The organism is Pseudomonas hunanensis, from assembly GCF_013393325.1.
Taxonomy (GTDB): Bacteria; Pseudomonadota; Gammaproteobacteria; order Pseudomonadales; family Pseudomonadaceae; genus Aquipseudomonas; species Aquipseudomonas putida_P.
Genome location: NZ_QJRC01000094.1, coordinates 97,238 through 118,391, shown reverse-complemented (window position 1 = coordinate 118,391; position 21,154 = coordinate 97,238). Strand labels below are relative to the sequence as shown.

Sequence of the window (21,154 nt, the reverse complement as noted above, 5' to 3'; positions counted from 1 at the left end):
CTACTTGCTGAACCGCATCCTGAGCCAATGATCCAGGCTCAAGCGCCCGGCGCCCTTGAGCAGCAGAGGCAGCAATGCAACCAAGTAGATCAGCGGCAATTTGTAATTGCCAAAGCCCTGGTCGGTAATCGCATACCCCTGCGCCAGCTCAGCCAAACCTGACCAGTGCGCCGGCCAATGCACCGCCGCAATCGCTACTACGGTCACGACCATCAAGCCAAAGGAAGCCAGCCGGGTACCCAGGCCCAACAACAGCAGCAACGGCAGCACCAGCTCCGCCCACATCGACAGCTGCCAGTTCAGCTCGACTGGTAGCAGGTTGAAGGGGAATGGGAAGCGGGTTTGCAGGTCGGCGAACCAGTTGCTGCCATTGAACTTCTCCCAGCCGGATTCAAAAAACTCCCAAGCCAGGAACAGCCGTAACGGCAGGTCGGCGCTCCAGCTGCCGATGTGGTCGAAGGTGGTCAGGGTAATGGCTTTCATCAAGGTGGCTCCCGGGGCTAGTTGTGTGACCGGGAGTGTGTGGTTGTGGGGTGTCTGCAGTGTGTCGGCGGTGCGGGGGTTGTGTATCGGATTGTAGGTGCGCGCTTTTCAGTTGAGCTCGATCCGTGCGCACAGCCCGCCACTTTCGCGGTTGCTTAGGGTCAGTCGCCCCCCCATGGCCTGGATCAGCTGGTGGGCAATGGCCAGCCCCAAACCGGTGCCACCCGTGCTGCGATTACGCGAACCCTCCACCCGGTAGAACGGCTTTAGCACTTCATCCAGTTCGCCACTGGGTATCCCAGGCCCGTTGTCGAGCACACGGATCACGGTCATGCCGCCCTCGCGGCACACTTCCAGCTCGGCAGCACCGGCAAACTTGAGCGCGTTATCCACCAGGTTCACCAGCACTCGGCGCAGGGCATGCGGGCGGGTTTCCAGCAGGCTGCCGGTGCTGCCGTGGCGCGCCACCTGGGCGCCGCTGTCCTGATAGTCGAATACCAGGCTGTCGAGGAAGGCATCAAGGTTGACCCTGCAAGGGGCTTCGGTGCTGGTATCCATGCTGCGGGCATACGCCACGCCCTCGCGCACCAGGTGCTCCATTTCGCCTAGGTCGCTCCACAACTTGTCCTTTTCCACCCCCTCGTCCATCACCTCGACGCGCAGCTTCATGCGGGTGATCGGCGTTTGCAGGTCGTGGGAAATGGCCGCCAGCAACTGCATGCGTTCCTTGAGGTGGGCAGCGATGCGCGCCTGCAGGGCGTTGAAGGCCACCGCCGCGTAGCGCACCTCGCGGGGGCCGCTTTCATCCAGTTGCACACCGGGGCGGTCCGGGTCGAGGTTGTCCACCGCCCGGGCCAGTCGGGTGAGCGGGCCGATGGCCAGGTGCACTGCCAGCCAGGTACACAGCAACAGCACAGCCAGCTGAATCAGCAGTACCACGGGTAGCCAGCGTGCCACCGGCACCGGCGACGGGGTCACGTCGATGGTCAGTGGCGCACCGTCGGCCAGGTTCAGGTGTGCCTGGAAGTGCGCATTCGGTCCGGGGATTTCCTGGAAGGTCAGGCGATAGTCGCTGCCAATGGCCTTGACGATCGACTCGGCGGCCATCGGCGGGTCGCTGCTGGTCATTGCTTCGCCTGTCTGGCCCTGGTCGAGGCGGTAGCGATAGGTGCGCCGTTCCAGGCGTGGCAGCCAGGCAGCACGTTCGGCTGCGGGAAGGCGGTCGAGGATGGCGACCGAAGTGGCCACGTCCTGCTCCAGGTTGTTGAGCATCATCGAGCGGCTACTGATATAGCGCTCGTAGGCCTGCAGGCCGAACGACAGGCCGTAGGCCAGCACCAGGCCGGTGAAGAAGATCAGTGCCAGGCGCGAGGCCAGGGTACGAGGCCATTTCATGACAGCGACTCGAGCAATTGCACCGGCAGCGAGAACACATAGCCCTCGCTGCGCACGGTCTTGATACAGCTGGGCTCGCGGGCATCGTCGCCCAGGCGTTGGCGCAGGCGGCTGACCAGCAAGTCGATGGAGCGGTCAAAGATGTCGGCCTCGCGGCCTTGGGTCAGGTTAAGCAGTTGTTCACGGCTGAGCACCCGCTGCGGGTGGTCGAGGAACACCCGCAACAGGCGGTATTCGGCGCCGCTCAGGGCCACCAGGGTACCTTCGCTGTCGAGCAGGTGGCGCGCGGTGGTGTCCAGGCGCCACTGGCCGAAAGCAAGCAGGCGGCTGCTTTCGCTGATGGTCAGGTTGGGCGGCAGCATGCGCGTGCGGCGTAGCACGGCGTTGATGCGGGCGAGCAGTTCGCGGGCCGAGAACGGCTTGGTCAGGTAATCGTCGGCGCCCATTTCCAGGCCGATGATCCGGTCGGTTTCGTCGTTGCGGGCGGTCAGCATCAATACCGGGGTGTTGCGGTGCTTGCCGGCACGCAGTTCACGGCACAGCAGCAGGCCATCGTCGCCGGGCATCATGATGTCTAGCACGATCAGGTCGACGCTGTTGGCTTCGAGAAAGGCGCGCATCTGCCGGCCGTCGGCGACGATGCTGGTACGCAGGCCGTTCTTCTTCAGGTAGTTGCCGACCAGTTCGCGGATTTGCGGTCGTCGTCGACGATCAGGATGTGATCGACGTGTTCCATGCGCTGCGTTCCTGTGCAAAGAGGGGATGGGCGCAGTGTACCGAGCGCGTTCGCGCTTGCCTGCGGGGGTTTGTATTGCAGTGTATCTGCCATGGGTACAGATACAGCAGAAAGCACATCACCGTGTTGGGCGACACATACGGGATACCTGGCAGGCGTGAAATGGCTCTCGACCGGGGAACAACACTCCCCACACCCAAGTGTTACTCAGGAGAGATGCCATGAACGTCAAGACTTTCGCCAGCGCCAGCCTGTTCGCCGTGCTCAGCTTCGGTGCCATCGCTGCCCAGGCCGCCGCTACCCCGATGCACGATGGCGGGGCCATGCAGTACCGCTACGGCGAGCACCTGGATGTGAAGAAAGTGCTGTCGGTGCAGGATGATCAGAGCAATGCCTGTGGGCTGGTGAACACCCGCATGGACTACCTTGACTCCCATGGTCAGCCACAGAGCGTGCAGTACCGTACCTACGCCACCGGCGGTTGCCATGACAATTGATCGCCGCCTGATGTTGAAGGTGGGTAGTGTTGCCCTGGCGCTGACGGGGCTGGGCCTGGCCGGGCACCTGATGGCACGCGACAGCTACGGCGCCATGCCGTCGCTGTCGGGCGCCAGCCAGTGGATCAACTCGGTGCCACTGGATGGCCCGGCGCTCAAGGGTAAGGTAGTGCTGGTGGACTTCTGGACCTGGGACTGCATCAACTGCCAGCGCAGCCTGCCGCATGTCAACGAGTGGGCGCGGCGCTATGCCGACCAGGGGCTGGTGGTGGTTGGGGTGCACACGCCAGAGTACGACTACGAGCATGATGTCGCCACCTTGCGGGGCAAGGTGGCCAGCCTGGGGATTGCCTACCCGGTGGCGGTGGATAACGACTACAACCTGTGGAATGCCTGGGGCAACCAGTTCTGGCCGGCCCATTACTTTGTCGACCGCAAGGGGCAGGTGCGCCATGTGCACTTTGGCGAAGGGGATTATGGCGGGCAGGAACAGGTGATACAGGCTTTGCTGGATGAAAAAGGGTGATCGGCCTGCATGGCCAGTCAGCGCCGCCGCAGTACAGTGGCCAACCCGACGGTCAGCACCACGGCGCAGAGCATGGCCAGGCTGATCGTGATGGCCATGCCCAAGGTTTCGAGCAGCCCCGCCAACACCAGATAAAACGCAATGACCCCCACTGCGCCGATCGCATTGCCCCGCACCATCGCCGCCATTGCGGCCCGCCCGCCCTGCACATGGGCGAACACCACCAGCGGCCAGGCAATCACCGGGATCGGCGCCAGCATGCCGCTGGTCGCCGGGCCCAGCCAACTGGCCAGGCGGGTGATGACCATCAGCAGGCAAGTGGCAGACACCATGCGCAGGGGGATCTCCCAGTAGCGGTGCCGGGGGCGGGCCAGGGTATCCGGCGTGGGCTCGCGGCCGCTGGCGTCGATCAACACGCAGATCAGCGCCAGCGCCACGGCAATCGACAGGTACAGGCTGCCCCAGTGGGTAAACGCATAGGCGGCCAGGCCATAGCACAGCAACGCCAGCAGGACGGACGCAGCGATGCCGAGGCGGCGGGTGGCCAACAAATAGAAGGTGTAGGTGGTCTGCACCGCTGCCAGGCCACCCAGTGCACCGGGTATCGCCCCCAAGGCAAAGGCCGGGCCCTGTTCCAGGCAGAGAAAGGTGATCACCAACGCCGAGGTGATCGGCAGGCCGGACAGCAGCCCACCCAACAGGCCGCCCCAGCGCCGGGAAGCAAGCGAGATGGCCCACATCAACAAAGGAGTGACCGTCAGTTTCAGGTAAAACAGGGTCATTGCGGGTGTATCCAGGCTAATTGAAGGCGCGCCCGCCGTCGGCATTGGGTGGGGCGCGGATGCGTCAGGCGCGGCTGGCCTCCAGGGCCTGGGCCAGGTCGGCGATGATGTCGTCGCTGTGCTCGATGCCGATCGACAGGCGCACCATGTCCCGTGGCACGCCGGCCTTCTCCAGCTCCTCGTCGTTGAGCTGGCGGTGGGTGGTGGAGGCGGGGTGGCAGGCCAGAGACTTGGCGTCGCCGATGTTCACCAGGCGCACCACCAACTGCAGCGCATCGATGAAGCGTGCGCCGGCCGCCTGCCCGCCCTTGATGCCGAACGACAGGATTGATGCCGGTTTGCCGCCGGTATAGCGCCGGGCCAGTTCATGCTCGGGGTGGTCGGGTAGCCCGGCGTATTTCACCCAGGCCACCTGTTCGTGGGCCTGAAGGTACTGGGCGACCTTCAGCGCATTTTCGGTGTGGCGTTCCATGCGCAGGGCCAGGGTTTCCAGGCCTTGCAGGATCAGGAAGGCGTTGAACGGTGACAGCGCGGCGCCCGTGTTGCGCAACGGCACCACGCGGCAGCGGCCGATGAAAGCGGCAGGGCCGAAGGCTTCGGTGTAGGTGACGCCGTGGTAGGACGGATCGGGGGTGTTGAGCAAGGCGAACCGTTCTTTGTTGTCGGCCCAGGGGAACTTGCCAGCGTCGATGACGATGCCGCCGATACTGGTGCCGTGGCCGCCAATGTACTTGGTCAGCGAGTGCACGACGATGTCCGCGCCGTGCTCGAACGGTCGGCACAGGACCGGGGTGGCCACGGTGTTGTCGACGATCAGCGGCACACCGTGACGGTGGGCGGCCTCGGCCAGCGCGGCAATATCGACAATGTTGCCAGCGGGGTTGCCAATGGACTCGCAGAACACCGCCTTGGTGCGTGCGTCGATCAACGCTTCGAGGGCGGCGATGTCGTCATGGGCGGCGAAACGGGTGTGGATGCCCATGCGTGGCAGGGTGTGGGCCAGCAGGTTGTAGGTACCGCCGTACAGCTTGGCCACCGAGACGATATTGTCACCGGCTTCGGCGACGGTCTGGATGGCGTAGGTGATGGCCGCCATACCCGACGCCACCGCCAGCGCGCCCACCCCGCCTTCGAGGGCAGCCATGCGCTGCTCCAGCACATCGTTGGTCGGGTTCATGATGCGCGAGTAGATGTTGCCGGCCACCTTCAGGTCGAACAGGTCGGCGCCGTGCTGGGTGTCGTCGAAGGCGAAGGAGGTGGTCTGGTAGATCGGTACGGCCACCGCCCGGGTGGTCGGGTCGGGGCTGAAGCCCGCATGGATGGCAAGCGTTTCCAGCTTCATGCAATCGTTCCTTGAGCGTGGGTGGAAGCGTTCGAGCATGCGTCGGCGGGCGGGCGTGGGTCAAGGACGTCGTGGTTGTGCCCGTGCGCCTGCGCCGACTGTAAAGATAGGCAAAGTTTCCCCGGGCCATCATGCCGCCGCTCTAGAATCCGCCCGCTGCCAAGCCGGCCAACGGCGGGCAGCGGATCTAGCCTAGTGGAGCGTTGCTATGAAGTTGAAACACCTTTTCCGCGCAGCCCTGGTGGCGGCGCTGGTATCCGCCTTGTCGGGTTGCTGGATGTTCATGCCGCCGGGTGGTGGTGGGGGGCATGGTGGTGGCCACGGCGGTGGCGGTGGCTTTGGCGGCCACCAAGGCGGCGGCCCACGCTAAGCTGCCCCCCTGCACAGAGCGGTCAATTATTGCTGTGCGCTGCCACCGCGTTGGCCAGCAGCTTGAAAACCTTCAGTGGGCTCATTTCGATGGGCTGGTCGGCCGGCTGCGCATTCGGCGTTACCCACGCCTCGTCAGAGTGTGAGTACACCGAGCTGTAGTGCATATCGTCCAGGCTTACCCCGGGGGCGCTCCAGGACAGCATCAGGGCGAGCAGCAGATGCTCTCGCAGCCCTGCGCGTGGTACGTGGTCGGCCGACTTGGCGAGCGCAGCGAACATCCTGTGCAGAAATGCCCCCAAGTGCTCGACTTCTTCAGGTGTAGCCCGTGCTGCACTGCCACGGTACAGCGAGACGTGGCAGATCGACTTGTCGCTGACCTCCTCGGGTAGCGGAACCAGGATATCGGTCGGCATCTCCGGTATTTCGAAGCTGAGCAAATGGTCGAATCGATCGTCGCGCTCAGGCGTACGGTAGTAATCGAAGTACTGAGGCATGAAGCCATGTTCCCTGGCGGTGGTCAATGTGACGTCGATGATGAAACCCAGGCGTTGCAGACCCTCAAGCATGTAACGGATGCCTTCGTCGAGCACTTCGCGATAATTGCGGTTGCGCTCACCTTGAGCGTTGAAAATGTGCCCTTCGACATCCCGCACATCAGCCAGCAAGTTGCGCAATACGTCACGCCGGCCTGCATAGAAATACTGCCAGGCGTGCTCCCAACGCACCTGTTCGATGTCCACGGCAGGTTGAACGTGAGTGGGTAGCGCCGATTGTTTGGCCTGCAGCGCGTTGATCTGTTTCTTCAGTTCTTCAACCTGTGCTGTCAGTGCCCTTTCCTGGGTCGACAGGCCTTCACGCATGCCCAGGCGCAGTGTGTCGATACGCGTCTGCCCTGCAACTGCGTACTCGAAGCGTGCCACTGCTGGCCGATAGTCTCCCAACACATGTTCGCACCAGCGTGCGAAGGTCGCGTGCTCGCCATTCGCCTTGGGCAAGCGTTTGCTTAACTTGTTCAGTGTGCTGTCGTCGAATTCGCTGCAATCAAGCAAGACGTCGTAGCGTTTCAGGATGTTCAACTGAACCTGTTGAACGAGGGCGTCGCGATCCATGCCTAGGGGCTCCGTGGCGGTAGAGAGGGCTGCGCAGCACAGCACGGGCAGTTTACGTTGCCGGTAAATTGATGGCTACTGGCTATCGTGCTGTAGGTGTTCAGCTTGCACCGTTTCGGCGGGTGGCACGGCAGCCTGGGAACGCTGCAGCGTAGCGTTCTTGTTCGCCACGCCGAACGGCACATGCACCATCGGCAGATTCCCCGCTGGCGATTGCAAATGCGTGCGCTGGTCGTCGAAGAACACATGCGGTTTGAGGATCGACAGCACCCTGGGTTTCTCCATCCCACCCAGAAAGAAGCACTCATCTGGCGACACGCCCCAATCCTTCAAGGTGGTCACCACCCGCTCATGGGAAGGTGCATTGCGCGCCGTGACGATGGCAATGCGCAAAATTCGCTTGTACGTCGGGTCCTCGGCCAGCTTGCGATCTTCGAGCATGCGTATCAGCGAAAGCTTGCGGTACAGGTCCGCCAACGGCCCAGGCGAATGCGGGGTGCCCTTGTGCACGCGCTCATGTTCCTGAAAGTCGTCCAGGTTGTCGTTGCGCTTGTACACGCTCTCGGCCTCGTCGTCGGCGATCACGCCATCGAAGTCGAAGGCCACCCGTAGCTCTGTGTCGATTTCATCGTCGTAGATGCGTGTAGGCAGCACGCGCCCGGCCGGGTAGTTGGCGTCGATGGCTTTTTGCACGTCTTCCTCATTGGCACTGAGGAACAGCGAGGCATTGAATGCCGGGATGTATTCGTAAGGCGAGCGGCCCGACATGAACGCCGCGCGGGTGATGTCCAGCTGATAATGGTTGATCGAGCGAAACACCCGCAGGCCGGTTTCGGGCGAGTTGCGCGAGAGCAGTACCACCTCCACTGGCAATTGCTCGGGGAAGGCTTGATTGATGCTCAGGAAGCGGCGAATGAAAGGGAACGCCACACCTCGGGGAAACGGCTCGTCCAGGTTTTGCTCCTGGTGTTGGCGATAGGCCTCGACACCTTCGGACTTGTAGATGTCGTCCGAGACAGTGAGGTCGAACAGCGCACTCGAGGCAACGCCGATGACCAGTTTTTCTTCAATAGGGTAGGGCATGAGTTGCTCCTGCAAGTGGCCTGAAAGCGAGTGTACGCGCACGCTGCGTCGAAAGCCCTCAGGCCTCCGGCGCCAGCCCGAGCAGTACTTGAATCTGGTGTTGCAGCTGGCTCACATGTTCGCGCTCCGTGCGCAGAGCCGCGTGCAGCGTGCTGTTCTCCTGCCTGTGGATACGTGCGGTGTGTTCCAGTTCACGGTCGCTTTGCAGCAGGCTCCATATCTCGCCTTGGCGGACAAGTTGGAGACACACCAGCAGCAGAGTAATGCCGCAGACACCCAGCAGGGCGATTTCGATTGCTTCCATGTAACGTTCCTCGGGAGTGATCATCAGCTGGTAAGCAAAAAGATATGTCGCCAATAATTACATGTCGATAGTGATGACTTATACAGGTAAGAGAATGGTGCAGGTTCAGCGGGACTCGCCCTGGCGCGTCATGACGCAGCGGCAGGCAATTTGATATCACTCAGTGCAAGCGATGCCACGGTGGACAAGGCTTTGCCAGCATTGAGGGTGCCGTGAGCAGACGGTGTACGCCTTCACCAAGATGTGACTGGCTACTTTACATATCTGGCTTGGTCAGCCTTGTCAGATACCTGGCCAATTTCTCAATTCCATAACTCATCAGTGGATCCGGTGATGCCATTTTGATAGCTTCCCCCGCTTTATCGCAGTATCCGGATAGATTGATGAACCAGCCACACGAACACAGCACTCTGACGCCTTCCAGCGAGGCGGATGTGGACAGGGTGATCGAGAACACTATTGAGGCAGACGCTTTGACCCGGCAGGCCACCGAGCAAGGCGCGTTGCTGGCCAGTATCGAGGTGCTGAACAAGAAGCTGGTGGCAAGTACCCTGGCCCGGGTGCAGAAGGAAGGGGCGATTCGCAAGAGCCTTGAGCAGCATCAGCAGCAACTGGCAGCCAGCAACCTGGCCCGGGAAGGCCTGTCCACCACAATGACCACTGCGTTGAAGAAGCTCGCACTGGCAACCAGCGCTCAGGCAGACCGTGTGGACAGCGTGGAGTCACGGCTAGCAAGCCTGGCTGAGCGTCAATGTGAATGCGAACAGCAGCCAGCGCCCGGTTGGCCAGCGTATCTGGAACGGCACGCCGTGTCGTTGCTGGCCTTGGCCGTGGCGGTCTTTACGCTGGGGCTGCACCTGCTCGGTTAACGCGGACCAGCATCGCGCAGGGTGGCTTGGCCCTGGCGTTCTATTGCCGTCAGATCAGGATGTAGTCGCTGCGTACCACCAGCGGCTCATGCGGCCCTTCGACCAGGTGCACAAACTGCCCGTCCACCTGATCGATCGCCAGGCAGTCATCGACATCGAGCAGGGCATCGGTGTGCGGCTTCAGCCAATGCGCTTGCATCCGCTGCTTGCCCAGGGCCTTGGCTGCAGCCTTGTTGTGGGCGGCAACCAGCAGGAAGCGGTGCGCCTCGCCGAACACATCGCGTTCATACCCGCCGAGGTTGATGAAATACAGGCGCAGAGCGCCGCGTGCGGGTGAGCCCGGGCGCAGTTCAATGCGCTGGCCGTCTACGCCGTGCACTTCCAACCACGAATCGATGTGCAAGCCTTGCGGGCTACCGAACCACGCCTTGCGCAGCTGCGGGTAGGCCTGTTCGAAGGTATCGGCCTGGGCGAATACCACGTCGTGGACTTCAATCTTGGCGCCGGGGTGGCGGCCTCCGAGCATGACGACGTAAAGCATGGGCGATCCTTTGCAGGGTTGATGTAAGCGTGCGGCATTAGGACAGGTGCTGTATCAGAAAGTCCACAAAAACCCGCACTCGCGCGGGCATCGCCGGGCCACCGACGAACACTGCATGGATCGGCTCGCGGTCGTCAGGGTTGTATGCCTCGAGCAACGGCACCAGCCGCCCGCTGGCCAGGTCATCGACCACGGTGAAGGTGCCGATCCGCGCGATGCCGGCACCCAGCCTGGCCAGTTGCGCCAAGGCTTCACCGCTGCTGCATTCGATATTTCCCGCCACCCTCAACGAGAACGTTTGCCCGTCGCGACGAAACGGCCAGTCGGGGGCGGCGCGGCGGAAGTTGAAGCGCAGGCAGTTGTGCCGGGCCAGGTCTTCAGGCTCAAGCGGGGTGCCGCAGCGTTGCAGGTAGTCAGGTGAGGCAACTACCACCTGGCCGGTTTCGCCAATGGTACGGGCGCTCAACGAGCTGTCCGGAAGGTGCCCGAAACGCAGCGCCACGTCGGCCTGGCCGCCGAGAATGTCGGCTACCTCGTCGCTGAGGGTCAGGTCGACCAGCACCTGCGGGTAGCGCGCGCTGAAGGCTGCCAGTAGCGGCACGACGGTCAGCCGGGCATGGCCCAGCGCAGCGCTGACCCGCAAGCGCCCGCGTGGCACGCCCTGGTCAGTGATGGCCTCTTCGACTTCGAGCATGTCCGCCAGCACCCGCCGCGCGCCGCGCAAGTACGCCTCACCCTCGGGGGTGAGGGTGATCGCCCGGGTGGTGCGCAGCAGCAGGCGAGTGCCCAGGCGCTGTTCGGTGCGGGCGAGGATGCGGCTGACCGCGGAAGGCGTCAGGTTCAGTGCCCGCGCGGCAGCCGATAGGCTGCCCTCGTGTGCCACCCTGGCAAAAACCTCCATCTCTCCAGATCTGCCACTGAAGTCCATTTGTGCCTCACAAGCAAAGGTGGTTCGCAAAAAAGCAGTCTAGTGCGACTTTGAAACAGATCGTAGCATTCGCGGCATAGATAAGGAGCTTGCCATGCGTATCAATCCACCTCTCGTCGCACTCGCCATCGGTGCCTTTGGCATCGGTGTCACGGAGTTCGCCCCCATGGGCATGTTGCCCAGTATCGCCACCGACCTTGGTGTTTCCATTCCTGCTGCCGGGCTGCTGGTCAGTGCCTATGCCATTGGCGTGCTGATCGGCGCGCCTTTGATGACCCTGGCCACGGTGAAGATCCCACGGCGTTACCTGTTGATCGGGCTGATGGCCATTTTCACCCTGGGTAATTTGATGTCGGCCCTGGCCAGTGACTACGCCAGCTTGCTGGTGGCCCGCGTGGTCACCTCGCTCAACCACGGTGCTTTCTTCGGCATCGGCTCGATCGTCGCGGCCAGCGTGGTGCCGCCCGAGAAGCGCGCTGGGGCCGTGGCAGCCATGTTCATGGGCTTGACCCTGGCCACCATCGGCGGAGTGCCGTTGGCGACCTGGTTTGGTGAAATGCTGGGCTGGCGCACGGCGTTCTGGGGTATAGCCGGGCTTGGCCTGGTGGCGATGACCACGCTCTGGTACGCGCTGCCCAATGTGGCCGCGCCCAAGGGGGATGGGGCCCTGGCCGAAATCCGCGTGCTAGGCCGTGGGCCGGTGCTGGCGGCGTTGTTGCTGACCGTGGTGGGTTCCAGTGCGATGTTCACGGTGTTCACCTACATTGCGCCGATCCTGCAAAGCGAAGCGGCGGCGTCCACCACCTTCGTGACGGCCATGCTGGTGTTGTTCGGTGTCGGCCTGACCCTGGGCAACGTGTGGGGCGGCAAGGCGGCGGATCGCTCGATCGATCGCACGTTGATCCTGTCGTTGGCCGTTTTGATTGCCGTGTTGCTGGTGTTCCCGCTGGTGCTGGACTGGCCGCTGCCGACGGCTCTGGCGATCCTGGTCTGGGGAGCAGCGAGCTTTGCTTTGGTTCCACCCCTGCAGATGCGGGTGATGGAAGCGGCCAAAGATGCGCCCAACCTGGCATCGGCAGTCAACATTGGCGCGTTCAACCTGGGTAACGCGATTGGCGCGGCACTGGGTGGCGCGGTGATCAATGCGGGGCTGGGTTACCCGGCGATTTCCCTGGCGGGCGCGGCGATGGCGGCGTTGGGGTTGGTGATGGTGCTGCTGTTTGCCTGGCGTGGGCGAGTAGTGGCTGCAGCGGGGCAGGTGGCGCTGTAGCACGCTGAGTTCGCGCCCCTACCGCGACACAAGGTCGCTTCCACAAGTGCAGCGCAAGCTCCAGGTGCTGCGCGGTCTCTGTGGAAGCGGCCTTATGTCGCGATGAGCTGCAAAGCAGCTACCGCCCCTGTACACACCCACCCCGCCCGCCGATAAAAGTCGTTGTTGGCGTTACGGCGTACCATTGCGGCCATGCAGGTGATAGGCCGGGCGCTCGCTCAGGCGTTCGTAGTAGTCGCGCACTGCCGGCAAGTGCGGGTGCTCGAATGGCGTTTCGAACCAGCGATTGACCGACAGGCCGATAGGGATGTCGGCCAGAGTGAACTGGCTGCCGGCCACATAGGCACCGGTGCCGGCCAGCTGACGGTCGAGGATGTGCATGTAACGCGACCACTCCGCGCAACCGGCCGCAAGCGCCTGTGGGTCTTGGTGGGCGGGTGAATGCCTGACCAGCGACATGAACGCGTAGCTCCACGAACGGTTCAGGTCCGAGGCCTGCCAGTCGATCCACTGGTCGATCCGGGCCCGCGCCTGCGCTTCGCTTGGATAGAACGCGGTGGCGCCGTAGCGGTTGGCCAGGTAGCGGATGATGCTGTTGGACTCCCACAGCGTAAAGTCGCCATCCTGGATCACCGGGACCATGGCATTGGGGTTCAGTGCCAGGAACTCGGCGTTGTCGGTGGGCTGAAAGCCTGACCCCCAATCCTCACGCTCGAACGCGACCTCGAACTCGGCACAGGCCCACAAAACTTTCCGCACGTTGATGGAAGAGGCTCTGCCCAGTATCCGTAGCATGGTGTTCGTCCTTGTGTAGGGGAGGTTGATCGTCCGCCACTGCCGTGCAGTGGTCAAGGGGCCGAACAGCGACGGAACCGCCCTTCGTAATGTTCTTGTAGTCCATTTCCGAAAGTAACCCTTTTCACCCCCTTGGCTATTGTGGAGGTAGCCGGAGCACCCTAGTCTCCGCACGCCCGCAACCCACCAAGCCCGGTCAGGCTTGCCTGGGGGGCGTGAAGTTGGCACCCTTGGGCGGTTTTGAACGTCTGTAACACGACAGAAGGAAGTATGCATTGAGCTGGGACAAGGTGGGGAAGCTTCTCGTCGCCGTGCTGATTGGCCTGATGGTCCTGTTGGCCGCCTACGCGTTGCTCAGGGGCAACCCGCGCTTGGAGGCGTCACTGACCTATGCCTACCTCACTTACCCCAGCCAGTTCAGCGAGCGTATCAGCAAGGCCAGCGAACAGCTCAAGTACGAACAATTGCAGGGGCGCATCAACAACATCGACCAGGGCGAACTGAGCCATGACCAGGTCGAGCGGCTGATCGAAATGGCTCAGGCACCGTATGCCCAACTGTTCGCCAAGCCGTTCGAAGCCGGGCTGGTCGACCACCGCACCGGCTTGCTCATCGAGCTGCGCAACAGTGGTGACGCGCAGGTACGCCAGGTGAAAATCCGCCTGCCAGCCAAGGGCCTGGTGCAGGTGCGCGATGCTGCCGGCAACGACACGCTGCTGGAAACCGCAACCGCCCAGGTGGAGATCCCGGCCATAGAGCCAGGCGGTACGTGCAAGGTGTGGGTGTATTTCGACGCAGACTATTCACAGATCCGCCAGGGCGGGGTCAGCATCAGCCACGCCAACGGTGCCGCCAATGTGCAGGTGTACCACGAGGTCATCGGCTTCCCGGCCTTGGTGGCCCGCTATAGCCGCGAGCTGATGGTGTTGCTGGGAGCGCTGGCGGCCACCGTGCTGGGGTTGGGCTACGCCTGCCTGGCACGACGTACTACGCGGTAAGCGCCTGCAGAAAAATGCGGGCATGCGTGTGCTGCAATCAAAGGTTATTTGCTGCAAACGCAACGCTGCCCCATTGACCACCCTTTATAGTGCTCGGCATTACAAGAGCCATGCCGAGCCTGCCTGATGATCCCTTCCCTGGACTCCATTTTTTCTCGCCTGCGCCTACGCCAGTTGCGTCTGTTGATCGAGCTGGACCGTTGCGGTTCGCTGCACAAGGCGGCCGAAGCCATGGCCATCTCCCAGCCCGGTGCCACAAAGGCCTTGCGCGAGGTGGAAGAAGTGCTGGGCGTACCGTTGTTCCAGCGCTTGCCTAGTGGTTTGGTGGCCAACGATGTGGGCCGTTGCGTGGTGCGCTATGCGCGGCTGATTCACAGCGACCTGGGGCATTTGCGCGAAGAAGTGCTGGGCATCGTACAAGGCCAGGGTGGGCGGCTGGCGGTGGGCTGCATCATGGGCGCTATGCCGGCGCTGGTCAGCGCCTTGGGGCGCTTGCGCCGCAAACAGCCACAGTTGGCCGTGGAGATCGCCGAGAACACCAGCGCCAATCTGCTCGCTCAGCTGGATGAGGGGCGGCTCGACCTGGCCATCTGTCGACCGGGCCTGGGCCGTAACGCTGCGGAATATGCCTTTGTCGAACTGGCTCATGAGCCACTGGCGGTGGTCGCGCACCCACAGCACCCACTGGCTGGGGCGATGGCCCTGGAGATCGGCGAGCTGAGCCAGTACCGTTGGGTTGTCTACCCGGCCAACATGCCCATGCGCCAGGCGCTGGAGCGCGAGTTGAGCGAGGCCGGAGTGCAAGTGCCACGCTATCCGCTGGAAACCTTCTCCACCTTCGCCACCTTCATGCTGCTGGAAGATGATCCGAGCCTGGTGGCGGTCATCCCGAGTGCAGTGGCGGCCTTCGCCGAACAGCGTGGGTTGCTGGTGTCGCTGGCGGTGCAGCTGCGGGCGTTGAGCGAGCCGTTCGGCATCGTGCACCGGGTAGCGGCGCCATTGTCGCCAGCGGCGCGGTTGCTGGTAGAGGAGTTGGTAGCTGGTTGACGCGCCACAGTGCCTATCCACCCCCGACCCGTTGTTGCAGCGCTGGTGGGGATAAGCAATGGTTATTGGTAGATCAGCTCTTTTCATTATCGGTGGCCGTGACCGGCGTTCTAGATTGTACCGGCACGGCCTGCCTGCAACCCTGTAACTGCATTACATCTAGGAGCAACCCAATGGATCTAGGTATTACCGGCCGCTGGGCCATCGTCTGCGCGGCCAGCCAGGGCCTGGGCAAAGGCTGCGCCGAGGCGCTTGGCAAAGAGGGCGTCAACCTGGTCATCAATGCCCGTACCGACGCCACCTTGCAGCAGACCGCCAATGAGTTGCGCGCGGCTAATCCGGGCATCGAGGTGCGTACCGTAGCCGGTGATGTAGCCGATGCCGAGGTACGTCAGGCGCTGCTGGCGGCCTGCCCGCAGGTCGATATTCTGGTCAACAACGCCGGTGGCCCGCCACCGGGGGACTTCCGTGACTGGGGGCGTGAAGACTGGCTGAAGGCGTTGGACGCCAACATGCTCACCCCCATCGAGCTGATCAAAGCGGTGGTCGATGGCATGGCCGAGCGGGGGTTCGGCCGGGTGGTGAATATCACTTCAGGCGCAGTGAAGGCACCGATCGACATACTGGGCCTGTCCAATGGCGCCCGCAGTGGCCTGACCGGCTTCATCGCCGGACTGGCCCGGCAGCAGCGCCTGGCGGGCAGCAACGTGACGCTGAACAACCTGCTGCCCGGGGCGTTCGACACGGCGCGTCTGCAAAAGACGTTGAAGGCGGCAGGCGGTGATGTGCAAGCCACTGCCCAGGCGCGGCGCAAGGCCATTCCGGCGGCACGCTTTGGTGATGCCGGGGAGTTCGGCGCTTATTGCGCGTTTCTGTGCAGCGCGCAGGCCGGGTACATCACCGGGCAGAACCTGCTGATTGATGGCGGGGCGTATCCGGGTACGTTCTGAAAGCTGGGGCTGTAAAGCAGCCCCAATATTCAGATTGAATCAGCCCGGTGATCAGTGAATCGCCACCGGGTTGATATTGACTTGAGTCGAGCCCTTGTACAGCGGCTGGCCCAGCACGAACAGGAACTCGAACGCCTTGTCTTTCACCAGCGCGCGCGTGTCGATCAATTCCAGGTTGTAAATGCCACGCTTGGCCAGCATGAATTGGTTGACCGGGAACTCTTCACCGGTCGGGTTGGGGTATACCTCGGAGGCCCAGGTATCGCCACCGAAGGCGACGATGCCCTGATCCGCCAGCCATTCGGCAGCCGGTAGGTCGATGCCTGGCTCGGTGGCGAGGAACTGCTGGTTATCCTTGCCGACCAACTCCAGCCAGCCGGTGTTGAACAGCACCACATCACCCTTGCGCAGGGTAATGCCTTCTTTCTTCAGCACCGCCTTGATGTCTGCGACGGTAAACGCGGTGCCACCCGGTACGATGGCCTTGCCGAAGTAGGCCGTCATGTCCAGCACCACACCACGCGTGACCATGGGCGGTACTTTCTCCACGCCGAGCTTGGTCACGCCTTCAACGGTGACGAAATCCGCAGCCTTGTTGCCGTTGTAGTAGACGTTGTCGATGCCGATATGGCCGATGCCGTTGAGCTGGGTGCCAACGCCGGTCCAGCCGTTGACCAGTTCATCGTTGAAGCTGAACTTGTTGCGGCCGAGGGTCTGGCCGGCCTGCTCGCCGGGCTGGATGTTGTACAGGTGAAAGCTGCGGTGGCGGAACGCCGGCAAGTCCTTGCTCACGGGTACGGCCAAGGGGTAGGTCTTGCCGGTCTTGACCAGGCCGACGGCCTGCTTGACCACGTCTGGGGTGAGCAGGTTGGCAGCGCCGATTTCATCCTGCTTGCCGTACGGCGAGTGCTGCCAGTCGGTGGCAAGGGTAGCCTGGGCAGTGGTCGCCAAGGCGACGGCCAGCAGCAGGGGCTTGAAGCGTTTCATCGTGTACTCCTGAAAGTGATGCGTTGTCAGGAGCGAATTCTGCGCAGGGCCGGCACCGGGAAAAAGCGCTCGGCAGGACAATGATATTTGCCTGCCGGTCAACAACCGCCATCGTGCAGCGCCAGGCTCTGGCGCAGCTGTTCCAGCATGGCCACGCGCAGCGTCTTCGGGGCCTGCACGCGGATCGAACCCGCTTGCGACAGCAGCCAGCCCATCAGTGCCCGGTTGTCGTCGACGGTGGCCACCAATGCCGCGCCGCCGCTCGCTTGCGGGGTCAGCTGCATGTCTGCGGACAGCGGGGATTCTTTCAGCAGGCGCGCCAGTGTGTCGTCCACCCAGGCGTGCAGTTCAACCTGTGCCGGGGGTGTGAGTATGTCCGGTTGCAGTGGCTGCGCATCGACCAGGCTCATGCTCGGTTGCCAGTACCAACCGTAGGGCATGCCTTTGCTGTTGCACTGCAGCGGGAACAGCGCAGCGAGCTCGACCAGGTCGCGCTCGACGGTACGTTTGCTGGTGGTATGACCCACGGTTGTCAGGGCGGCCTGCAACTGGGTAGAGCTCATGCCCGGATGGCGGCCGGGCAGCAACTTGAGCAACTGCCACTGGCGGGCAATAGTGTGGCGGGTTGGGTGGCTGGGCAAAGGGCTCGTCCTTGAGGGCAGGCACTAAGCCTGCCTGAGTAATGGCGTTTAGCTATTGCCCAGCATACCTTGTCACAGAATGGGATCCAAGTTGCGCGGATGCCCTTCAGCCGAGGCGCGTCACCCATTTGCCTGCGCCTTGGCCTTCTTTCAATTGCCGCAGTGCATCGGGCAGCGTGGCGAAGTCGAACTCACGGCGTTGAGGCGCGATCAGGCTGCCATTGGCGACAGCCTGCAACAGCTGTTCACCGGCCATGCGCAGGGCCTGGCGATCTGCCAGGCGGCCATGGGCATGCACGCTGTTCAGCGCCACTTCATGCAGCGAAATGGCTGTGCTGAAGGCGGCTGTTGGCGCGCTTTCCTGGCGGTCCTGGATGCACACCAGGTGCCCGTTGTAGCCCAGCAGATGGGCGAGGCTGCCTGCGTGGGCGCCACTGACGGTGTCGAACAGGGCATGCAGCGGGCGCTCACCCAGGGCGACCTGCAACTGCTGTTGCCAGTCGGCGTCGTGGTAGTCGAACACGCCGCTTGTGCCCAGCGCCTTGAGCGCCGCGTGGTGGCGCTGGCTGGCTGTCGCCCACACGCGCAGGCCACGTTGTGCGGCCAACTGCGCCAGGTAGAAGCCCACCGCACCACCGGCACCAATCACCAGCACATCGCGGCTGGTGCCTGCCGGTATCTTGGCCAGGGCCTGCCAGGCGGTCAGCGCGGGGCAGGGTACGGCGGCGGCGGCGCTGTCGCTGAGTGCGCTGGGGATGTGCATCACCAGGCTGGCATCGAGCAGGCAATGCTCGGCGAAACTGCCGTCGCGAGCCAGCGACTGATGGTAAGCCACGCGGCTGCCCAAGGGCAGTTCGACGCCTGCGCCAGCGGCGACGACCACCCCGGCGCCATCCACACCCGGTACTGTGCCTTGCTGCCAGGCCGGATGGCCCCATTCGCAGATTTTCCAGTCCACCGGGTTGAGGGCTATAGCTCGGTTGGCCACCAGCACTTCGCCGGGTCCGGGTTGCGGCAGGGGTTTGCGCAGCAGCTGCAGGCCTTCGAGGCCGGCGTTCGGGGTCCAGCCCCAGGCTTGATAATCAGTTGGCATGGTGCGGGTCCTTGTGAGACGAGTATGGGCGGCAGGCTAGCGCAGATGAGGCGGGGGATACAGGCGGGGGTGGGACAAGGTGTTTTGACGGGGGGGCAAAAGCGCTTTGCCCCCACCCTCGAATCTTGCAAGGGGATGAGGTACCTGGGGGACTCGCTTAGCCCAGGGTTTTCGCCAAGGCTTGCAGGCCACCTTCGTAGATGCCTTTGAACAGTGCCTCAGCCTCGGCCTCACTGACACCGGCCGGGGTGAATTCGCCGAACCACTCCACCAGGCTGCCTTGGCCGTCGGCCTTGACTCGCAGGGTCGATCGGTAGTCGGTCACCGGAAACGGGCTGCTCAGGATCGTGTAGCTGTAGCTGCGCGCGTTGTCGTCAAAAGCTGTAAGGCGCTCGACGATGCTGTTGCCGTCCGGGTCTTTCAGCGAGCGCACACGGCCGCCTTCGCTGGAGATGCTCTCGGGGATGAACGGCAGCCAGTCCGGCAGGCTGTCGAAACCGCCGATCAATGCCCAGACGTGTTCAGGGCTGTGTTGGGCTTGCAGGGAAGCGTAGGCAGTTGCCATAGGGTAATGCTCCAGTTGAGTTCAGATAGCAAGGCTGTCGACCACACCGCCGTCGACCCGCAGGGCCGCGCCGGTGGTGGCGGAGGAGTAAGGCGAGGCGAGGTACACCGCGAGGTGGGCGACTTCGTCGACATCGGCGGCGCGCTGAATGATCGAACTTGGCCGTGCGGTACGTACGAAGTTGTCGGCCTCTTCACGAATGCTGCGCCCGGACGCCTGTGCCGCATCGGCTACCAGCGCGGCCACGCCATCGGTCAGGGTCGGGCCGGGCAGTATCGCGTTCACGGTAACCCCGGTGCCGGCCAGGCGCTTGGCCAGGCCATGGGAAACGGCCAAGTTGGCGGCCTTGGTAACACCGTAGTTGATCATGTCCGCAGGGATGGCGATGCCCGATTCCGAGGAAATGAACAGGATCCGCCCCCAGCCTTTCTCGACCATCCCCGGTGCATAGTGGCGGGCCAGGCGCACGCCGCTCAACACGTTGGTATCGTAGAAGCGCGCCCACTCACTGTCGGCCACGTCGAAGAAGTCGACGTCGTCGTAGATGCCCAGGTTGTTGACCAGGATGTCGGCCCGTGGGTGGGCGGCAAACAGGGTGTCGGCACCGGTGGCGGTGCCCAGGTCGGCGACCACGCCGTGAATCTGCCCACGGCCGCCTTGTTGGCGCAGTTCGGCCAAGGCTGCATCCAGCGATTTCTGGCTGCGGCCGGCAATGACCACGTCGGCGTTGGCGCGGGCCAGGCCGCGGGCGATGGCCAGACCAATACCGCCGGTAGAGCCGCTGATGATGGCGGTGCGCCCGCCGAGGTCGATGTTCATGGAATGGCTCCTGTGGGTGAGTTGTATCGATGAGAGCCATCCTAGTAAAGCCTACTCAGACTGTAAAAGACGTAATTCGACTGAGTTCAGACCTCTATGGACTTATTCGCCTGCGCCAGCACGCGTTCACGGAAAATGCCCACGATCGGCCGCAGGTCGACCTTGTGCCAGGCGGCCCACAATTGCACGCTGGGTTGGAACCAATCCAGCTGACGCAAAACCACGGTTGGCCCGGCACTGGCCGTCAGGCTGCCCTGCACCATGGCCAGGCCCAGGCCCGCGGACACCAGGCCGAGCACGCTCAATGGGTCGGTCGCTTCAAGGGACAAGCGCGGGGTAAAACCGGCATCACCGCAGCGGGCGATGAAGTCGTCGCGCTTGTTCACCTGGTCGGGCTGGCCCCCGGTGATGATCCATTCCTGCTCGTGCAGGTCGGCCGGGGTCAGTTCCGCCTTGCTGGCCAGAGGGTGCGAGGCTGGGATGGCCAGCAGCATTGGGTCATCCAGTACTGGCTGCGCACGCAAGTCGGGGTCGTGCTTCGGCGGCGGCTCGCACACCAGGGCAATGTCCAGGCTGCGCTGGCGCAGGCCTTCGAACTGCTCGCTGGGGATCATGTTGTACAGCGCAATGTGAATGTTCGGGCGTTCGCCACGAATGGCCCGCACTGCGCCAGGCAGCACACCAGCGTGGATGGCGTGGTTGACGTAGCCGATGCACAAGCCGCCTTCCTCGCCACGGCCCAGGCGCTTGCCCAGCGACTCCAAGCGCTCGGCATGCTTGAGCAGGCCGCGCGCCTCGGCCAGGAAGGTGCGCCCGTCGTTAGTCAGGTACAGCCGCTGGTTGCGCCGTTCGAACAGGGCCAGGCCAAGGTTGTCCTCCAGCTGGGCGATCTGCCGGCTGAGGGGCGATTGGGAAATATGCAGCTGCTCGGCGGCTCGGCCGACATTCTCGCATTCGGCGACGGCCACGAAGTAGCGCAACTGACGCAAATCCTGCATGAGACCTCCAGGGACTTAACTGTG

The 21,154-nt window shown here is 63.2% G+C and carries 24 protein-coding genes and 1 pseudogene; 8 read left to right on the top strand and 17 right to left on the bottom strand.

Annotation, left to right across the window (positions count from 1 at the left end):
• The 3 genes and pseudogenes from DM807_RS15950 to DM807_RS15940 all read right to left on the bottom strand — a co-directional run bounded on the left by DM807_RS15950 (position 1) and on the right by DM807_RS15940 (position 2,614).
• Positions 1-483: an HvfX family Cu-binding RiPP maturation protein gene (locus DM807_RS15950; RefSeq protein ID WP_012271658.1), complete on the bottom strand. Its 483-nt coding sequence runs from the start codon at positions 481-483 to the stop codon at positions 1-3.
• Between the two features lie 108 nt (positions 484-591).
• Complete coding sequence (locus DM807_RS15945; protein WP_012271659.1) at positions 592-1,878, bottom strand: sensor histidine kinase; 1,287 nt, start codon at positions 1,876-1,878, stop codon at positions 592-594.
• Positions 1,875-2,614, bottom strand: a pseudogene (locus DM807_RS15940) (response regulator). Before DM807_RS15940 ends, DM807_RS15945 begins: the two are co-directional and overlap by 4 nt.
• 221 nt (positions 2,615-2,835) lie before the next feature.
• On the opposite strand from DM807_RS15940, the gene DM807_RS15935 reads away from it, so the two are divergent.
• Both DM807_RS15935 and DM807_RS15930 read left to right on the top strand, forming a co-directional pair.
• A complete protein-coding gene (locus tag DM807_RS15935; RefSeq protein ID WP_012271661.1) occupies positions 2,836-3,111 on the top strand; it encodes a DUF2790 domain-containing protein in 276 nt (91 codons plus the stop codon).
• 10 nt (positions 3,112-3,121) lie between these two features.
• Entirely contained in the window at positions 3,122-3,637 is a 516-nt protein-coding gene (locus DM807_RS15930) for a thioredoxin family protein (protein ID WP_179027570.1), read from the top strand.
• Positions 3,638-3,654: 17 nt separating this feature from the next.
• Here the strand turns inward: DM807_RS15930 and DM807_RS15925 are convergent, their stop codons facing one another.
• Both DM807_RS15925 and DM807_RS15920 read right to left on the bottom strand, forming a co-directional pair.
• Complete coding sequence (locus DM807_RS15925) at positions 3,655-4,419, bottom strand: hypothetical protein (RefSeq protein WP_012271663.1); 765 nt, start codon at positions 4,417-4,419, stop codon at positions 3,655-3,657.
• A 64-nt stretch (positions 4,420-4,483) separates the two neighbouring features.
• Positions 4,484-5,761: a bifunctional O-acetylhomoserine aminocarboxypropyltransferase/cysteine synthase gene (locus DM807_RS15920; protein WP_012271664.1), complete on the bottom strand. Its 1,278-nt coding sequence runs from the start codon at positions 5,759-5,761 to the stop codon at positions 4,484-4,486.
• Positions 5,762-5,969: 208 nt separating this feature from the next.
• Here DM807_RS15920 and DM807_RS15915 point away from each other — a divergent pair, with 208 nt between their 5' ends.
• Positions 5,970-6,131: a hypothetical protein gene (locus DM807_RS15915; protein ID WP_176729454.1), complete on the top strand. Its 162-nt coding sequence runs from the start codon at positions 5,970-5,972 to the stop codon at positions 6,129-6,131.
• A gap of 22 nt (positions 6,132-6,153) precedes the next feature.
• On the opposite strand, the gene DM807_RS15910 is transcribed toward DM807_RS15915, so the two are convergent.
• The 3 genes from DM807_RS15910 to DM807_RS15900 form a co-directional block, all read right to left on the bottom strand.
• Positions 6,154-7,242, bottom strand: a complete 1,089-nt coding sequence (locus DM807_RS15910) for a hypothetical protein (RefSeq protein ID WP_060514131.1) — start codon at positions 7,240-7,242, stop codon at positions 6,154-6,156.
• A 75-nt stretch (positions 7,243-7,317) separates the two neighbouring features.
• Positions 7,318-8,325: a 5'-nucleotidase gene (locus DM807_RS15905; RefSeq protein ID WP_012271667.1), complete on the bottom strand. Its 1,008-nt coding sequence runs from the start codon at positions 8,323-8,325 to the stop codon at positions 7,318-7,320.
• Positions 8,326-8,383: 58 nt separating this feature from the next.
• Positions 8,384-8,629: a hypothetical protein gene (locus tag DM807_RS15900; RefSeq protein ID WP_041166458.1), complete on the bottom strand. Its 246-nt coding sequence runs from the start codon at positions 8,627-8,629 to the stop codon at positions 8,384-8,386.
• Positions 8,630-9,012: 383 nt separating this feature from the next.
• Between DM807_RS15900 and DM807_RS15895 the strand changes: the two genes are divergently transcribed.
• Entirely contained in the window at positions 9,013-9,498 is a 486-nt protein-coding gene (locus tag DM807_RS15895) for a hypothetical protein (protein ID WP_179027548.1), read from the top strand.
• Between the two features lie 49 nt (positions 9,499-9,547).
• Here DM807_RS15895 and DM807_RS15890 read toward each other — a convergent pair whose 3' ends face one another.
• Positions 9,548-10,039, bottom strand: a complete 492-nt coding sequence (locus tag DM807_RS15890; protein WP_012271670.1) for a DUF1543 domain-containing protein — start codon at positions 10,037-10,039, stop codon at positions 9,548-9,550.
• A gap of 37 nt (positions 10,040-10,076) precedes the next feature.
• Positions 10,077-10,967 (bottom strand): LysR family transcriptional regulator, encoded by an 891-nt coding sequence (locus DM807_RS15885; protein WP_012271671.1) that lies wholly within the window; start codon positions 10,965-10,967, stop codon positions 10,077-10,079.
• A gap of 94 nt (positions 10,968-11,061) precedes the next feature.
• Between DM807_RS15885 and DM807_RS15880 the strand changes: the two genes are divergently transcribed.
• Entirely contained in the window at positions 11,062-12,237 is a 1,176-nt protein-coding gene (locus tag DM807_RS15880; RefSeq protein ID WP_012271672.1) for an MFS transporter, read from the top strand.
• Positions 12,238-12,408: 171 nt separating this feature from the next.
• Here DM807_RS15880 and DM807_RS15875 read toward each other — a convergent pair whose 3' ends face one another.
• Positions 12,409-13,032 carry a glutathione S-transferase family protein gene (locus DM807_RS15875; RefSeq protein WP_012271673.1) on the bottom strand — a complete coding sequence of 208 codons (624 nt, stop codon included), beginning with the start codon at positions 13,030-13,032 and terminating at the stop codon, positions 12,409-12,411.
• A gap of 275 nt (positions 13,033-13,307) precedes the next feature.
• Between DM807_RS15875 and DM807_RS15870 the strand changes: the two genes are divergently transcribed.
• The 3 genes from DM807_RS15870 to DM807_RS15860 all read left to right on the top strand — a co-directional run bounded on the left by DM807_RS15870 (position 13,308) and on the right by DM807_RS15860 (position 16,027).
• Positions 13,308-14,030: a hypothetical protein gene (locus tag DM807_RS15870; RefSeq protein WP_179027547.1), complete on the top strand. Its 723-nt coding sequence runs from the start codon at positions 13,308-13,310 to the stop codon at positions 14,028-14,030.
• A gap of 126 nt (positions 14,031-14,156) precedes the next feature.
• Positions 14,157-15,077, top strand: a complete 921-nt coding sequence (locus tag DM807_RS15865; RefSeq protein ID WP_012271675.1) for a LysR family transcriptional regulator — start codon at positions 14,157-14,159, stop codon at positions 15,075-15,077.
• A 173-nt stretch (positions 15,078-15,250) separates the two neighbouring features.
• Positions 15,251-16,027, top strand: coding sequence for an SDR family oxidoreductase (locus DM807_RS15860; protein WP_012271676.1), 777 nt, complete (start codon positions 15,251-15,253; stop codon positions 16,025-16,027).
• Positions 16,028-16,078: 51 nt separating this feature from the next.
• Here the strand turns inward: DM807_RS15860 and DM807_RS15855 are convergent, their stop codons facing one another.
• The 6 genes from DM807_RS15855 to DM807_RS15830 form a co-directional block, all read right to left on the bottom strand.
• Positions 16,079-17,014 carry a cyclase family protein gene (locus tag DM807_RS15855; RefSeq protein ID WP_012271677.1) on the bottom strand — a complete coding sequence of 312 codons (936 nt, stop codon included), beginning with the start codon at positions 17,012-17,014 and terminating at the stop codon, positions 16,079-16,081.
• A 98-nt stretch (positions 17,015-17,112) separates the two neighbouring features.
• Positions 17,113-17,655 (bottom strand): WYL domain-containing transcriptional regulator, encoded by a 543-nt coding sequence (locus DM807_RS15850; RefSeq protein WP_012271678.1) that lies wholly within the window; start codon positions 17,653-17,655, stop codon positions 17,113-17,115.
• A 106-nt stretch (positions 17,656-17,761) separates the two neighbouring features.
• On the bottom strand, positions 17,762-18,748 hold the full coding sequence (locus tag DM807_RS15845) for a zinc-binding dehydrogenase (protein WP_012271679.1): 987 nt from the start codon (positions 18,746-18,748) through the stop codon (positions 17,762-17,764).
• 157 nt (positions 18,749-18,905) lie between these two features.
• The gene (locus tag DM807_RS15840; protein WP_012271680.1) at positions 18,906-19,313 is read right to left on the bottom strand and encodes an SRPBCC family protein; all 408 of its coding nucleotides are present in this window, start codon (positions 19,311-19,313) and stop codon (positions 18,906-18,908) included.
• Positions 19,314-19,334: 21 nt separating this feature from the next.
• Positions 19,335-20,132, bottom strand: coding sequence for an SDR family NAD(P)-dependent oxidoreductase (locus tag DM807_RS15835; protein WP_060492807.1), 798 nt, complete (start codon positions 20,130-20,132; stop codon positions 19,335-19,337).
• An 86-nt stretch (positions 20,133-20,218) separates the two neighbouring features.
• Positions 20,219-21,130, bottom strand: coding sequence for a LysR family transcriptional regulator (locus DM807_RS15830; protein ID WP_071984347.1), 912 nt, complete (start codon positions 21,128-21,130; stop codon positions 20,219-20,221).
• Positions 21,131-21,154: the final 24 nt, after the last annotated feature.